We start from the raw sequence: 13,752 nt of genomic DNA on the forward strand, positions 1-13,752 counted from the left end.
CGTCGCATGGACGGAACTGGGTTACGAAACCGTAAGCTACGATACCGTAACCTTGTGTGAAGTCAAGCCACGCCCGCCCAAGGCCGTGTGTGGGACCTTGCCCTGCGTATGATGGGCATATGGCTGATTTCTCACAGATTCTCGCGACGCGCCCGGATTTCGACGACTCCGACCGCGAATGGCTCCATCATCTCGTCGCCGACTGGCAGGTCATCGCCGACCTGAGCTTCGCCGACCTGCTGCTCATCGTGCAGAACGGCGACGGGCGTTATGTCGTGGCCGAGCAATGCCGGCCCTCGACTGTGATGACCCTGAGGACCGAGGACGTGGTCGGCGACACGATGCCCGACGACATGGGCGTCGAACTCGACGCGGCGATGCGCTCCGACGTGCTCTTCCGCTCCACCGTGCTGCGTTCCATCGGCAAATCCACCGTGTGCAATGTGTATGCGCCCGTCAAGCACAACGGCAAGACCCTGGGTCTGGTCGTGCGCGAGACCAGCATGGCCACCCGCGAATCCAACGGCCGCTATGAGTCCGAGTCGATCAACGCCGGCAAGCAGCTCTACGAGATGATTCCGCGCGGGCAGTTCCCCTTCGTCGACTCCGTGATGAGCCAGCGGCACAACGCGCGCGTGGCCGACGGCTTCATTGTGCTCACCGTCGACGGCGTCGTGCGCTATGCCTCGCCCAACGCGATCAGCTGCTTCAGACGCCTGGGTCTGCTGTCGGTGATGCAGGGGCAGTATCTGAGCGAGATCGGCACGCAGCTGCTGCACACCAACGACCCGTTGCCCGAGACCCTGCCGATGGTGCTGTCCGGCAAGGCCGCCGCCGACTCCGAGCTCAACGCCAACCGCTCCGCCGTCTCCATGCGCTCGCTGCCGCTGTATGATGCGAACGGCCGCACCGGCGGCATCGTGCTGTGCCGTGACGTCACCGAGGTGCGCCGCCGCGAGAAGGAGCTGCAGACCAAGGACGCGACGATCTCCGAGATCCACCACCGCGTCAAGAACAATCTGCAGGCCGTCTCCGCGCTGCTGAGGCTTCAGGCGCGCAAGACCAAGAGCGAGGAGGTCAAGAAGGAGCTCAAGGAGGCGCAGCGCCGCGTGCAGACCATCGCCATGGTGCACGAGGGCCTGAGCCAGACAGCCGACGAGGTCGTCGACTTCGACAAGGTCATCGCGAACCTGCTCAAGATGGCCGTCGATCTGGCGACCATGCGCGACCAGCGCATCGACATCGACTTCATGGGCAAATTCGGCATGATGCCCGCCCAGGACGCGACCCCGCTGTCGCTGGTGTTGACGGAGCTCATCACCAACTCCGTCGAGCATGGCTTCGAGGGGCGCTCCGAGGGGCACATCACGATCTCCGTGGGCCGTTCGGGCGCGAACCTCAACGTCGTCGTCGAGGACGACGGCACTGGTCTGGGATCGGAGGAACATGCCGGCATGGCGCGGTCCTCCGGCTCGGGGCTTGGCACGCAGATCATCAACACCTTCGTGACCAACGACTTCGGCGGCACCGTCAACTGGGAGCCGCGGCGCGAGGGGGGCACCCGCGTCACGCTCGATATGAAGCTGCGCGCCGCACAGGAGTGAGCGGGCCGAGCCGGGCGGTTGGGCCGCACCGGTCCCACGGGCACCTGCGATAACAGCGAGGAGCCTCCCCACGCAGGGGAGGCTCCTCGCTTGTGTCACATATGCCGGACCTGCGGCGCTCAGGCGCTTCAGATCTGCATCTGCATCGCCTGGGAGCGGCGGGCGCGCATGGCGCGGCGCTTGAGGGCGCGGCGCTCGTCCTCGCTCAGGCCTCCCCACACGCCATAGTCCTGGTTGGTGTCCAGCGCGCACTTGAGGCATGCGTCGATGACCTTGCAGGTGCGGCAGACGGCCTTGGCCTCCTCGATCTGCTGGTAGGCCGCGCCGGTGTTGCCCACGGGGAAGAACAACTCGGGGTCCTTGTCGCGGCAGGCGGCCTTGGCGCGCCAGTCGAATGCACTGCTCATCGTGGGATATCCTCTCGCCTCAACTGTCCGATTCGCTATATAGATAATCACGAACCGAACGACTTTTCAAGGGTTTCGCCGAGGGAATCTCCGTGTCTTCACCGCACCCGCATCCTTCGTTCGGTCGGCGCGGGCGGATGCGCACTGCACCGGCGTCGCGCGGCCGCGGGCGAGCCACACGCCGCGCCCCGGCAGCATGAGGGCGTCGTGGTCGAATTCCGCGAGCGCATCCGAGGGCACCCCGTTCATCAGATCCACCGGGCGTTCGCCCGTGGGAAACACGAGCCGCATCGCGCAATGCTCGGGGACCTTCAGATGCCGGGGCGTGACGAGGGCGAGCACGACGGTGACCCGGGGATCGGCCATCGCCCGCGTCAGCCGGGCAGACATCGGATCGTCGGCGAACGGGTCGAGCAGCGGATCGGCGTCATCGACCAGCCATATGAGATGCGGATGCGTCGGCGGGCCGTCGGACGCGGAGCGGCGCGTCATCGGCGCGCTCACATGGTCGTCGACGGTGCGCCATGCGTCCCGGTCGCGCGTGCTGACGCGCACGGCCAGCCCGGGCACGTCTCGCGCGACGGCGCGCAGCGTGTCCAGCAGCGTGCTTTTGCCCCGCCCCTGGGCGCCTATCACCGCGATGTTGCCGCATCCCATCGGCATCGTCGCCGTGCGCAGGGACACGCCGTCGTCGGCCATGCCGAAGGGCAGGGCAGGCGGCGCCGGATGCGTGTCCGTGGCCCGGCCCATATGCGCGTTCGCATCCTGCGCGGTCGGTGTGCCGGCTGCGAGGATCGAGTCGAACGGAACGATCCGCGGCAGGGGAGCGGTGAACAGCGGCCGGGCGCCTTCGCTGCCATGGAAGCGGGCGGCCAGTCGGATATGGCGCGCCAGCGCGTCGATGTCGCGCGGCGCGGCGCAACGCAGGGGCGCGATGTCCTCGCCGTCGAAGCAAAACGCGCCTCCTGGCACGGACGGGCTGATCGAGGCCGCGCACGACGAGCCCAGCAGCTCCGAGGACTGCAATCCGTCACGCACACGCAGGCACAGGTTCAGCGACATATTCGCCTTCATGTCGGCGCTGACCTGTCCGAGTGGATTCTGCGTGCAGGCGATCACATGCATGCCCAGCGACCGCCCGAGCGCGGCGATCCGCACGAGACGATCCACATAGTCGGGCAGCTGGGCGTGCAGCGCGTGGAACTCGTCGACGACGATCAGTAGGCGGGGCGGAGGATCGTCGAGTGCGGATATGTCGCCGGCATGGGTGCGCGCGACCAAACGTTCGCGGCGCACAAGCTCGCCCTCGATGGCCCTGAGGGCGCGCGTCGCATGCTTCAGATCGAGGTCGCACACGCTGCCCGCCGCATGCGGCAGCCGCTCGAGGGGGCGGAAGGCGGATCCGCCCTTGAAGTCGAGAAAAACGAAGCGCAGCCGCTCCGGGGGCTGCGCGGCGGCCAGCGCCAGACACCAGCTCTGCAACAGCACCGATTTGCCCGAGCCCGTCGTGCCGGCCACCAGCGCATGCGGCCCTTGCCGGATCAGATCGAGGGCCACCACGCCATCCGGTCCCATGCCGATCGGCGCCGCGAAGCCTGCGCGCGTGTCCGCAGACGCGCATGCGGCGAGCCAGCGCCTGGCGATGGTCCGCCAGGGCAGGGGATCGTCGGCGCAGCCCAGCAGCTCCTCCAGACCCGCCGAAGGCAACGCGCCGATCATGGCGGCCATGTCGGCGGCGTTCGGCGGGGACGGGACCCCGCCGCTTCCGGAATCCTCAAAGGCCGAGGCAATCCGGGCATCCGACTCGGCCTGCCGCCTGCGCTGCGCCATCGACAGCACCACGGAGGCCAGGCATCCGATCAGTCCCGGCGCCACCGTCGCCGCGAACATCCATCGTCCCTCGACCAGCATGACCGCCAGCAACGCGGCCTGGGCGACCGCCGGGGCGAGCAGCGCCAACGTGGTCAGATGCCGCAGCGGGTCACGTTCGATGGGATCCGGACCATCGCGACGTCTCCCACGTCGTCGTGGACCGCCGGTGGCGGAAGAAGGGGAGAACGGCCGCGCTCCCGGCCGGCGACGGCCCGTGACGCCGTTCGGGACGGCGATGCCGGGACCGGCGCGGACCATGGCGCGTTGGGATGGAGACGATGCGTCGTTGCTCATCCCTCCAGTGTGGAACGGAACGAAGCGACGGGGCAAGCGCGCCGGGCCATTGTGGTCGGAGGCCCGGGGTTATCCACAATCCGCGCGGAGTCAGCCCTCGGCGAGCGTGCCGACCTGTCCGGGGCCATGCGTGCCCTCGGCCAGTTGATCGAACAGGTCGAGGTTGCGCTGGTCGTCGAGCAGCACGCTGGATCCGACGCCGTCGACATAGTATCCGGGATCGGTCCAATAGACGCTGCCGCTGATGCCCTTGTCGCCGGAGGCGTCGCGGAAGGCGAGGGCCATCCTGACCAAGGTGAGCGGATCGGTCTTCTCATCGACGCTGACGGACGCCAGTCCGGTGGAGATCAGATTCCTCACCTTGGCGATATCGGTGAGCGTCTGCCTGGACGCGCCCTTCTTGACGATGGCGGAGATGACCTGCCGCTGGCGCTGGGCGCGTCCGAAGTCGCCCTGCGGATCGGCGTAGCGCATGCGGGAGAAGGCCAGCGCCGTGTGCCCGTCGGCCATGTGGCAGCCGGCCTGCCAGTTGAGCTCGGAATCGGGGTCGGAGACGGTCTGGTCGTAGCACAGTTCGACGCCTCCGAGCGCGTCGACCACCTGCTGCAGGCCTCCGAACCGGATCTTGGCGACATGGTCGATCTTCTGCCCGGTGATCTGCTCGACTTGCTCGGTGAGCCGTTCGGGGCCGGCCAGCTGGGCGACCGCGTTGATCTTCATATAGCCGCCGTCGACCTCGACCAGCGAATCGCGCGGGATGGAGATCAGGGAGCTGGCGCCGCTTTTCGGCTTGGTGAGCACAAGTATCGTGTCGGTGCGGTATCCGGGCGCGTCCGCCACCGAGCCGCCCGCCGTGCCGTCGCGCTCGTCGGAGCCGAGCAGCAGCCAGCTTTCCGCCGCCGTGTCGGCATGGGTGGTGAGCCAGTCCTCGTGCGTGAGCTGGCCGTCGATCCATCGCCATGCCGAGAAAAGTCCGAGGCCCGCCGCCAGCAGCAGCGCGGCCAACAGCCCCGCGACGATCTTGAGCGCCATATGGCGTCGTCTCGGCCTTGCCGCGGCGGTGGCGCCGGGGCGCCCGGTGACGGGCATGGGCGAGGACGCGGCCAGCGGGGCATGCGTGCCTTGGGAACGGGGAACGGCGGCGGGACGTTCGCCCGTCACCCGCGTCGAGGAGCCGGCGGTGCGCCGGGAGCGCTGCGGCGAAGGAGGTATCGCGGCGGGCGTCTGCCTCGGGGAGGACGGGGTGAAGCTCGGCGGCGTCGAGGCGTCGTCCGCCGCGGTGGTGCGCCGGGGACGCCTGGCGGAGGCGGAGGGCAGGAAGCTGGGGGGATTGTCCTTCGGTCCCATGCCCTCCGCTGACTGGCTCATGCGTCCTCCCCATGTTCGTGTTCGATCTGGGGTATTTCTACATGCCGCGTGTGTGTGCGTTCCGTGTCATCGTCACTTCTGCGCAGGAACGGCACATACGGTGGTGTTCAGGTAGCGGTCCGCCATGCCGATGAACTCGCCGGTCGTCGAGTCGCGGATCGCGCCCGACTGCGGGTCGACGATGCCCTTGGTCTCCGAATCGACGAGCGTGCCGTCGTCGAGGGAGATCAATCCGGTCGTCGCATCGGGGGAGAGCCCCTGGATACGCGAGGCGATGTCCCCGGAGAGCGGATCTCCGGTGGACGGGACGGTGGTCTGGTCACTTGTCGTGCCGTCCGGAGTGGATCCGTCCGACGTGCCGGTGCCATCCGTCTGCGTGTCGGAGGTGCCGTCGCCGGGCACGTCGGAATCCTTGGAGGAATCGTGCTTGGTCTGCTCGAAGATCGGCTCGCCCTTGCGCATCTTGGCCCACAGCGCATCCGCGTCGGAGGTCCACACCCTTCGGTTCGGATCCTCGGGCGCGGGCATGATCGGCACGGTCTGCGCCTGGAGCCCGTTGGAGTCGAGGTTCTTGAGGCTCATCGCCAGACCCGCGAGCGTGGAGATGTCGGCCAGGCCGGAGCTGATGTTCAGAGACTGGAGCGCCTGCTTGGCGAGCTGGTAGAGCTGTCCGGTCTGGGTGAACAGGTTCTTGTTCCTGGCCTCGTTGAGCAGCTGCTTGATCAGGTATTGCTGCCTCGTCGTGCGCATGATGTCGGAGCCGTCGCCCACGCTGTAGCGCACGCGGGCGTATTGGGTGGCGGCCATGCCGTCGAGGTGCTGCATGCCGGCGGCGAGGTTGAGCCCGGTGTTGTAGTCCTGGATCGCCTCGGGGATGCATAGGTCCACGCCGCCGAGCGCGTCGATCATGCCCGACAGCCCCTGGAAGTCGACGACGACGACGTTGCCGATGTCAAGTCCGGTCAGCGAATTGACGGCGCTCAGCGTGCAGCTGGTGGCCGATGCGAGGCCTCCCATCGCATAGGCATTGGGGAAGATCGCGTTGAACTGCACGCCGTACTGCGCCGGTATCGTGCCCGCCGTCGTCTCGCAGCTGGGCACGTCCACCAGCGAGTCACGGGGAATCGACACCAGGGATATGGTCTTGCGGTCGGCGGCGATCTGCATCACCATCGTCGTGTCCGCGTTGTGCAGGCCCTGCACGTCGGCCTGGGAACCTCCGATGGAGGAATTGCCGTCGCCTTCGCGCGAATCCTGTCCGATGAGCAGGATGTTGACCGGCTTGCCGGCGTTGAAATCGGTCAGTGATTCGTCGACCTTGCTCGATCCGCTGAGGTTGAGCTTGAGCTCGCCGTCCTTGACGGCCGAGCCGATGTCGGTCCAGACGGCCGCGGCGACTGTGCCGGCGAAGACCAGGGCGGCCGCCATCAGGCAGACGATGATGGTGCGCGCGCGGTGGCGCACTCGGTATCCCGCGCTATGGTGCGGACGGGCGCCCCCCAATCCGGTCAGATTCGGCAGATCGCCGGTGTCGTGGCGCGCATTCGCCATATCGCCGCCTCCTTCGGGCGGTGCGTCCGCCTGCTGTTCCTCGGGGTCTGTTGCTGCGACGATTGTAAGGCAGGGCGCAGGACGTGGGCCGGGAGAGTCGTATGCGGGGGAGCGACGTTTACCAAATCCCCGCACGCGGGCGGCGTCGGCGCGTCGGCCCGCCCTTATATCACAGCATCCCCGAAAGGGGAGTATTGACACGGCCCTGACTTGACGAAAGCAAATGACACGTGTGTAATTGGTTTTCGGAAAATGGACGGATGTACGAGCCGCGGCAAGGAGGAACGTATGTGGGGTGTCGTTGACGATTCCGCCGAAGAGCCGTTGCGCGAGCTGTGGGGGCTGTTCAGGCCGGACGGGGATCTGTCCTGGCAGCACAAGGCGCTTTGCTCGCAGACCGATCCGGAGGCGTTCTTCCCGGAGAAGGGTGGTTCGACGCGTGATGCGAAGCGCGTGTGCGCGCAGTGCGAGGTGCGCGAGCAATGCCTGCAATGGGCCATCGACCATGACGAGCGTTTCGGCATCTGGGGAGGCATGAGCGAGCGTGAGCGCCGGCGCTACAAGCGCGAGCGCCGGGAGCGCGCGTAGCCGCGCCGCTCGCTACACTGGATCGTATGAGTTCCACAGACAACAGCGAACTGAGGCAGGTCCTCGCCGAGGCCTTGTCCTCGCGTCCGTATTCGCATCGGCAGGACGTCGATTCCTCGATCGCCGCGGTGGTTGTCGTGGAGTCCGATTTGCGTTTCCTGCCGTCCACGCTTCATGCGGTGCTGACCCAGGACGTGCTGCCCGGAGTGATCGTCATCGCCGATTGCACGGGCTTGACCTCGCAGCCGGCGAGCATGGGATTCGACGTCACACCCTCTCCGTCGGGGCCGATGGAACGCATGCCCGTGACCACAACCGTCTCCGTCCAGCTGGTGCGTGCCAAGGGCGCGCGTTCCTTCGGCGACGCCGTGTCCCGTGCGCTGGACTATGCCCGGCTCGCTCCCGGAACCCGGGGGCTGTGGCTGCTGCACGACGATTCCAGGCCGGCCGACTCCGACTGCCTGGAGAGACTGCTCGAGGCGTGGCGCAACACGCCGACGGCCTCCCTGCTCGGCGCCAAGCAGCTCGATTGGGAGGGAAGGTTCCTGCACGATGTGGGACGCTATGCCTTCCGGCATCGTGCCGTCGGCCTCGTCGTCGACGGCGAGCCGGACCAGGAGCAATACGACGGCCGCAGCGACGTGTTCTCGGTGTCTCTGGCCGGCGCGCTGGTGCCGATGGACACCTGGCGCACGGTGGGGGTCAACCCGTGGTTCTCCTCATATGGCGAGTCGAGGGACTTCGGTCGTCGCGTATGCCAGTGCGGCGGGCGCGTCGTCGTGGTTCCGCAGGCGCGTGTGGCCCATCGTCGCGCCCGATTCGAAGGCGTCCGCACGCGCACGGGCGAACCGTTGGTCGAGCGGCATCCGATCGACACGACGATGTCCCGTCTGTCAGCCGCGCAGCGCTACCTCTATACCGACGTGGCCATGTGGCGCTGGGCGCCATTATGGGTGTGGCGTCTGCTGCGCTCCCTGGTCATGGCCGTCGTGTGTCTGTTCGGCAAGCGGCCCTATGCCGCGTGGTGCGAACTGACGATGCCGTGGCGCGCCCTGTTGGGCATGCCGATGGCCCTGCGCGCGCGCCGGTTGGTGGCGCGCCAGACGAAGGTCCCTCTCTCGGGGCTGTCCCAGTTGCAGGTGAGCCGCCAGCAGTTCGACCAGTATCGAGATCGCCGGCGTGCCTTCGCCGATCAGCGCGGCGTGGTGTTGCTGAGCCCCTTGGCCAAGGCCCATCTGCGCATGAGGCGCACGCGTCGATGGACGGCTGCCCTGGCCATGGCCTTGGCGAGCTTCGCCGTCGTCGTCGCGATGTTCTGGGATGTGTTCGTCGCCGCCTTCTCCGGTGGCTCCCTTCATTCGGACCGGCTGCTCGCCACGGGCGCCGACTTCAGCCAGCTGGTCTCCGCGGCCACGACGCCGTGGTCCTTCGGCCAGGGAACGGGGCTGCCGGCCGCGCCGGCGCCGTGGCTGATGGTGCTGATGCTTGCCTCGCTGGTCACGGGAGGGCATGTCGCCGCCGCGACCACGCTGATGTTCTTCGCCGCCGCGCCGGCCAGCGCGATGGCGTTCTGGGCCCTTGCCGGCGTGTTCACCCGCTCCGATGCGGTCCGTGTGGCCGGCGGCTTGCTGTGGGCCTCGCTTGGACTGGCCCTGGGACTCTATGCCGACGCGAATCTGCCGATGCTTGCCGTCATGGTGTTCCTGCCCGCCGCCTTCGCCTTCGTCTTCCGGGCCGTGGGCATGTATCACACCGAGGACCCCGCGGTGCCGCATGCCTCGGTCCAGTGCGCGGCGCTTGCGGCGCTGTGCTTCGTGCCGCCGGTGGCCGCCGAGCCCCAGCTGTTGCTGCCGCTGCTGGCATCCTTCCTGGTCTTTCTGCTCTTCTCGCGGCATCGTGTGATGCTGCTGCTTGTCCCTGTGCCGGCGGCCTTCGTCATCGCCCCGACGTTGGTCAATGTCGTGCGCCATGGCGGCGACGGACTGTGGCGGCAATTGTTCGGTGATGCGACCGTCTCATCCGTCTCCTCCAACGGAAGCCCGTCCGCGCTGAGTCTGGCGGATCTGTCGGTCCGCGCCTTCGGGTTGGACGCCTCCGACGCGGTCTCGCCGCAGGTCCTGCGGGGATTGGGCTGGGCATCGCTTGCGGTGCTCGCGGTGCTTGCGGCGCTCGCGCTGGTCTCGTTGGTCCTTCCCTTCGCATTGCGTGTGTCGCGCATGATGTGGGTCGTCTCGCTGACCGGCGCCATGACGGCCGTGGTCTCGACGCGCGTCGCCGTCGACATCGCCGTCGACGGACCGGTGGCGGGTTCGGCGTTGCCGGGGCTGTCCATGACGGTGATGGGGCTGCTTTCCTGTGTGTGTCTGGTGGCCGGCGGCGCCGTCAAACGGTTCGTGGCGCTGCGTTCCTCCGGCGATGAGGTCGTCGCCACCTCCGTGGGCTCGAAGGCCAGGACCGGCGTCGTTCGCGTCGGGCGCGTGTGCCTGGTGGCCGTGCTTGTCGCCGGGACGGCGCTCTGGGGCGTCAACGGCATGGTGCGCGCCGACGTCTCCCGTCCGGGGGTTTCCGACGGCGGTCTGCCGATGGTGGCCGTCGACTATCTGTCGCAGGATCCCGACAACCGCGTGCTCGCCCTGTTCGCGGAGGACATGAACTCCGTGCGATACGCCGTCATGCGCACGGCACGCGGCGACCTGATCGATGCCTCCGCCGCCGTGCGCTCGCAGATCATCTCGGGCCATCCCGGCGCCGCGGACTCGACGTTGGCGAGCGCGGCGGCGAGGCTGCTGTCGAACGCCGATTCGCAGGCCATCGCATCCATATCGGATCTCGGCTTCGGCGGCATATATGTCGTTGGCGCACGCGAGGAGGACGGACGTGACGCCGCCGACCGGCTCACGGCCAATGTCACCGCCTCGGACGGCACGCAGTCCGTCGTCTCCAACGACGACGGCACCTATTACCGCCTCACCGCCTCGGGGCAGGGTGCGGGCGTCGACGACAAGGGCCAGCGTCATTGGCAGGCCAGCGGATGGCGCCGTGCCTGGCTTGCGTTGGCCGGCGTGATCATCGCCTTGTATTGTCTGGTGGCGGCGCCCAGGCCGCGTCGGGGTTGGGAGGAAGCATGAGCGCTTCGACACATAGGCGGACCGGCGGCAAATCGCGTGTCGCCGCCGCCGCGGCGATGGCGGTCGTCTTGGTCGCCATGGCCGCGGCGCTGGTCGTGGCACGCCCCGCTCGCTCGATCGTCGACCGTCCCACGGCCGGCACCTCGGCCGTGGGAGAACAGGTCAGCGCCATGCAGCTGAATTCGTATTGTCCGGCCCAGATGGCGCTGCCCGACGCGGGCGAATACGGCGACGCCGAGTTCCGTGCGTCGGCCGGCGACATCGCCTCGACCGCCCGATACGCGGCCTTCGGCTCCGTGTTCCAGCTTTCCGTGGCGTCGCTCGACCCGGACGCCGACCAAGGCGACGATCTCGCGGCCACCATGGAGGAAGGCGCGGCATCCGTCTCGTTGGCCGGCGCCGTCGGCTCCGACTCCCACGTGCTCGACGTGCGGTTGCTGGAAAGCACCACAGGCACCGGTTCGGCCTCGTCGATGGCCTCGTGGGCCACGACCGGCGACCTCAAGGGCATCCAGGCGGCCTCCTGCATCGCTCCAAGCCTGAGCCACGCCTTCCTGGTCTCCGACACGCGCACCGGCACCACGCAGCAGCTCGTCGTCGCCAATCCCTCGTCCAAACCCACGTCGATCGAAGTGGACGTGTGGGGGTCGGCCTCGGGCGCGCGCATGGAATCCGCCACCGGAGGCACATTGACCGTGGCCGCGCATGGCGAGGCGACGATGGATCTGTCCGCCGCGACCGTCGATCAGGAGGGCCTCTATGTGACCGTCGACAGCCAGCAGACGCCGGTGTCCGCGTTCGTGCGCGCCGTGCGCATGGACGGACTGACCTCGAAGGGCTCCGATTTCGTCGTGCCGCTCGCCCAGGCAACGGCGACCTCGATCATCCCCTCGGTGAGCTCCGGCGACGCGGTGCGGCTGCTGGCCCATGCGGCGCAGGATACCTCGGCCACGCTTTCCTGGGTGACCGAGCAGGGACTGCGCCGCATCAAGACCATCGACCTCGAGGCGGGCCGTGTCTCGTCGATGGATCTGGGCAAGGCCCCCGCCGACGCGATGGCGTTGTGCGTGGCCGGCGAAGGGCCCGTCGACGCCATGCTCGAAGTCACGCGCGCCGGCGAGGACGGACAGGCCGACTTCACGTCCATGAACGCCGCCGCGTCCGCCGAGGCATCCGCCATCGCACTGCCCGACGGAGCCGAGGGCGAACTGACCTTCGCCAATCTTGACAATGGCGACGTGAAGGCCACGCTCAAAGCGTATGGGCCCGATGGCGAACGCCGCTCGGAACGCGAGGTCACGCTGCCCGCGAACGCCTCCGCGCGCATCGCCGTCTCCGATCTCGGCGACGACATCGCCTCCGTGACGCTTGATGATCCGGATCGAAAGGTGGCGTGGTCCGCGCGATTGACCCGACGGGATCTTGACAAGGCGGGTGTGTCGGGCGTCGCCCATGTGGACGCCTCCCCGCTGACGCCGCGCTCCGAGAGGATATGGTCCAGCCGCGATCCCTCCATCGTGCGCTGACGCTGCGGCGCGCCATGGCCTGCTTTGCCCCGAGACGGCATGGCGATGCGCGCGCGTTCGCCGTGGGCTTTGGCATAATGGAGCCATGCTTTGCGTTCCTTGGGAATCCCGGGTCTACCGCAACCGCCATGGCCGGGGTGTGCGGGCCCCGATGTTCGGCACGCGGCTGCCGCGTTATCGCACGCGTTCCGGCATGTTCGACGATATGGTCGCCGCGCAGATACGCCGTTTGGCCGGTGCATGGCCGCAGCTGGTGCGGCCCCTGCAATTCGCCGTCGAGGATGTGCCGCCCTCCGATCCGGCGCCATGGGAGGACGAGCCCAACTCCTTTTCGCATGCCTTCCCCGCCGCGCACGGAGTGCCGGCGCGCATCGTGCTCTACCGCATGCCGATCCAATCGCGTGCGCGCGGACGTGACGAACTGCAATGGGCGATCCGCGACGAATTGGTCGGGCGCATCGCCGATCTGTATGGCCGCCGGCCCGAGGAGATAGACCCCGAGTGGGGGCTGTGAAAAAACGGGCGCCTGGGGTGATATACGCCTTCGGCACGGTCTTTGGGCCCGGGGTCCCGCGAAGAAACGACGGATAAGGAGAAGACATGGCGATTGAAGTGCCTTCCTGGCGTGACGTGGACTGCGATGCCCTGTGCGCGCAGGCGCGCGTCATGGCCTTCGACCTCGATGGCACCCTCGCCGTGTCCCGTCGCCCGATGTCCGAGGGGATGACGGAGCGGTTCGAGGCATTGACCTCTCTGATCGACGTGGCCGTGATATCGGGCGGCAGCCGGGCGTTAGTGACCAGCCAGGTCCTCGACGTGCTCGGGGAGGGCGCCGACCGTTCCCGACTGCATGTGATGCCCACCTCGGGCACCAGCTACTACCGGTGGCACGACGGCCGGTGGACGGCCGTCTACGAGCACCGGTTGGACGAACGGGAGCGTCGTGCCGCGCGTGAATCGATCGAGCGACGTGCCCGCCAGACCGGAGCATGGAGCGAGAGGGCATGGGGGAATCGTTTCGAGGACCGCGGCGGTCAGTTCACCTATTCCGCGCTTGGACAGGATGCGCCGATCGAATGGAAGCAACGGTGGGATCCCGATGGCACGCGCAAACGCGAGCTCGCCGAGGCCGTGGCCCGTGACCTGCCCTCGATGACCGTCAGAGCCGCCGGACTGACCAGCGTCGACGTCTCCCTGGGAGGCATCGACAAGGCATATGCGGTGCATGCGTTGGCCGAACGACTCGGCATCGGTGTGGAATGCATCGTGTTCGTCGGCGATCGCATGGAGCCCGGAGGCAACGACTATCCGGCCGCCGAGGCCGGAGCCACGCCCATTCGCGTGTCATGCCCCGAGGACACCGCGCTGCTGTGCGACCGTTTCCTGGCCAGTCTTTCGCACGACGTCGGATAGC

Annotated in this window: 10 protein-coding genes; 6 read left to right on the top strand and 4 right to left on the bottom strand. The window is 67.9% G+C overall.

Annotated elements, in window-relative coordinates:
- Window positions 1-119: 119 nt before the first annotated feature.
- Window positions 120-1,604, top strand: a complete 1,485-nt coding sequence (locus tag AC1AUD_RS06875; protein ID WP_476573354.1) for a sensor histidine kinase — start codon at window positions 120-122, stop codon at window positions 1,602-1,604.
- Window positions 1,605-1,732: 128 nt separating this feature from the next.
- Here the strand turns inward: AC1AUD_RS06875 and AC1AUD_RS06880 are convergent, their stop codons facing one another.
- The 4 genes from AC1AUD_RS06880 to AC1AUD_RS06895 form a co-directional block, all read right to left on the bottom strand.
- Window positions 1,733-2,011, bottom strand: a complete 279-nt coding sequence (locus tag AC1AUD_RS06880) for a WhiB family transcriptional regulator (protein ID WP_003835265.1) — start codon at window positions 2,009-2,011, stop codon at window positions 1,733-1,735.
- Between the two features lie 66 nt (window positions 2,012-2,077).
- Window positions 2,078-4,177 (bottom strand): FtsK/SpoIIIE domain-containing protein, encoded by a 2,100-nt coding sequence (locus tag AC1AUD_RS06885; RefSeq protein ID WP_476573356.1) that lies wholly within the window; start codon window positions 4,175-4,177, stop codon window positions 2,078-2,080.
- 90 nt (window positions 4,178-4,267) lie between these two features.
- On the bottom strand, window positions 4,268-5,545 hold the full coding sequence (locus AC1AUD_RS06890) for an LCP family protein (RefSeq protein ID WP_476573358.1): 1,278 nt from the start codon (window positions 5,543-5,545) through the stop codon (window positions 4,268-4,270).
- Window positions 5,546-5,617: 72 nt separating this feature from the next.
- Window positions 5,618-7,096, bottom strand: a complete 1,479-nt coding sequence (locus AC1AUD_RS06895) for an LCP family protein (protein ID WP_476573360.1) — start codon at window positions 7,094-7,096, stop codon at window positions 5,618-5,620.
- A 288-nt stretch (window positions 7,097-7,384) separates the two neighbouring features.
- Between AC1AUD_RS06895 and AC1AUD_RS06900 the strand changes: the two genes are divergently transcribed.
- The 5 genes from AC1AUD_RS06900 (at window position 7,385) to AC1AUD_RS06920 (ending at window position 13,751) form a co-directional block, all read left to right on the top strand.
- The gene (locus tag AC1AUD_RS06900) at window positions 7,385-7,684 is read left to right on the top strand and encodes a WhiB family transcriptional regulator (RefSeq protein ID WP_476573362.1); all 300 of its coding nucleotides are present in this window, start codon (window positions 7,385-7,387) and stop codon (window positions 7,682-7,684) included.
- 26 nt (window positions 7,685-7,710) lie between these two features.
- Window positions 7,711-10,812, top strand: a complete 3,102-nt coding sequence (locus tag AC1AUD_RS06905) for a glycosyltransferase family 2 protein (RefSeq protein ID WP_476573364.1) — start codon at window positions 7,711-7,713, stop codon at window positions 10,810-10,812.
- Complete coding sequence (locus AC1AUD_RS06910; protein WP_476573366.1) at window positions 10,809-12,338, top strand: DUF5719 family protein; 1,530 nt, start codon at window positions 10,809-10,811, stop codon at window positions 12,336-12,338. Before AC1AUD_RS06905 ends, AC1AUD_RS06910 begins: the two co-directional genes overlap by 4 nt.
- Before the next feature lie 85 nt (window positions 12,339-12,423).
- Window positions 12,424-12,852, top strand: a complete 429-nt coding sequence (locus tag AC1AUD_RS06915; RefSeq protein ID WP_476573368.1) for a metallopeptidase family protein — start codon at window positions 12,424-12,426, stop codon at window positions 12,850-12,852.
- Between the two features lie 86 nt (window positions 12,853-12,938).
- A complete protein-coding gene (locus tag AC1AUD_RS06920) occupies window positions 12,939-13,751 on the top strand; it encodes an HAD-IIB family hydrolase (protein ID WP_476573370.1) in 813 nt (270 codons plus the stop codon).
- The last annotated feature ends 1 nt before the right edge of the window (window position 13,752 follow it).

The organism is Bifidobacterium sp. LH_730 (assembly GCF_056355835.1).

What these genes read in the sequence shown, in the direction of transcription:
- AC1AUD_RS06880 (WP_003835265.1), bottom strand. Translation starts at nt 2,011, where the DNA reads ATGAGCAGTGCATTCGACTGGCGCGCCAAGGCCGCCTGCCGCGACAAG.
- AC1AUD_RS06875 (WP_476573354.1), top strand. Translation starts at nt 120, where the DNA reads ATGGCTGATTTCTCACAGATTCTCGCGACGCGCCCGGATTTCGACGAC.
- AC1AUD_RS06890 (WP_476573358.1), bottom strand. Translation starts at nt 5,545, where the DNA reads ATGAGCCAGTCAGCGGAGGGCATGGGACCGAAGGACAATCCCCCCAGC.
- AC1AUD_RS06920 (WP_476573370.1), top strand. Translation starts at nt 12,939, where the DNA reads ATGGCGATTGAAGTGCCTTCCTGGCGTGACGTGGACTGCGATGCCCTG.
- AC1AUD_RS06910 (WP_476573366.1), top strand. Translation starts at nt 10,809, where the DNA reads ATGAGCGCTTCGACACATAGGCGGACCGGCGGCAAATCGCGTGTCGCC.
- AC1AUD_RS06900 (WP_476573362.1), top strand. Translation starts at nt 7,385, where the DNA reads ATGTGGGGTGTCGTTGACGATTCCGCCGAAGAGCCGTTGCGCGAGCTG.
- AC1AUD_RS06895 (WP_476573360.1), bottom strand. Translation starts at nt 7,096, where the DNA reads ATGGCGAATGCGCGCCACGACACCGGCGATCTGCCGAATCTGACCGGA.
- AC1AUD_RS06885 (WP_476573356.1), bottom strand. Translation starts at nt 4,177, where the DNA reads ATGAGCAACGACGCATCGTCTCCATCCCAACGCGCCATGGTCCGCGCC.
- AC1AUD_RS06905 (WP_476573364.1), top strand. Translation starts at nt 7,711, where the DNA reads ATGAGTTCCACAGACAACAGCGAACTGAGGCAGGTCCTCGCCGAGGCC.
- AC1AUD_RS06915 (WP_476573368.1), top strand. Translation starts at nt 12,424, where the DNA reads ATGCTTTGCGTTCCTTGGGAATCCCGGGTCTACCGCAACCGCCATGGC.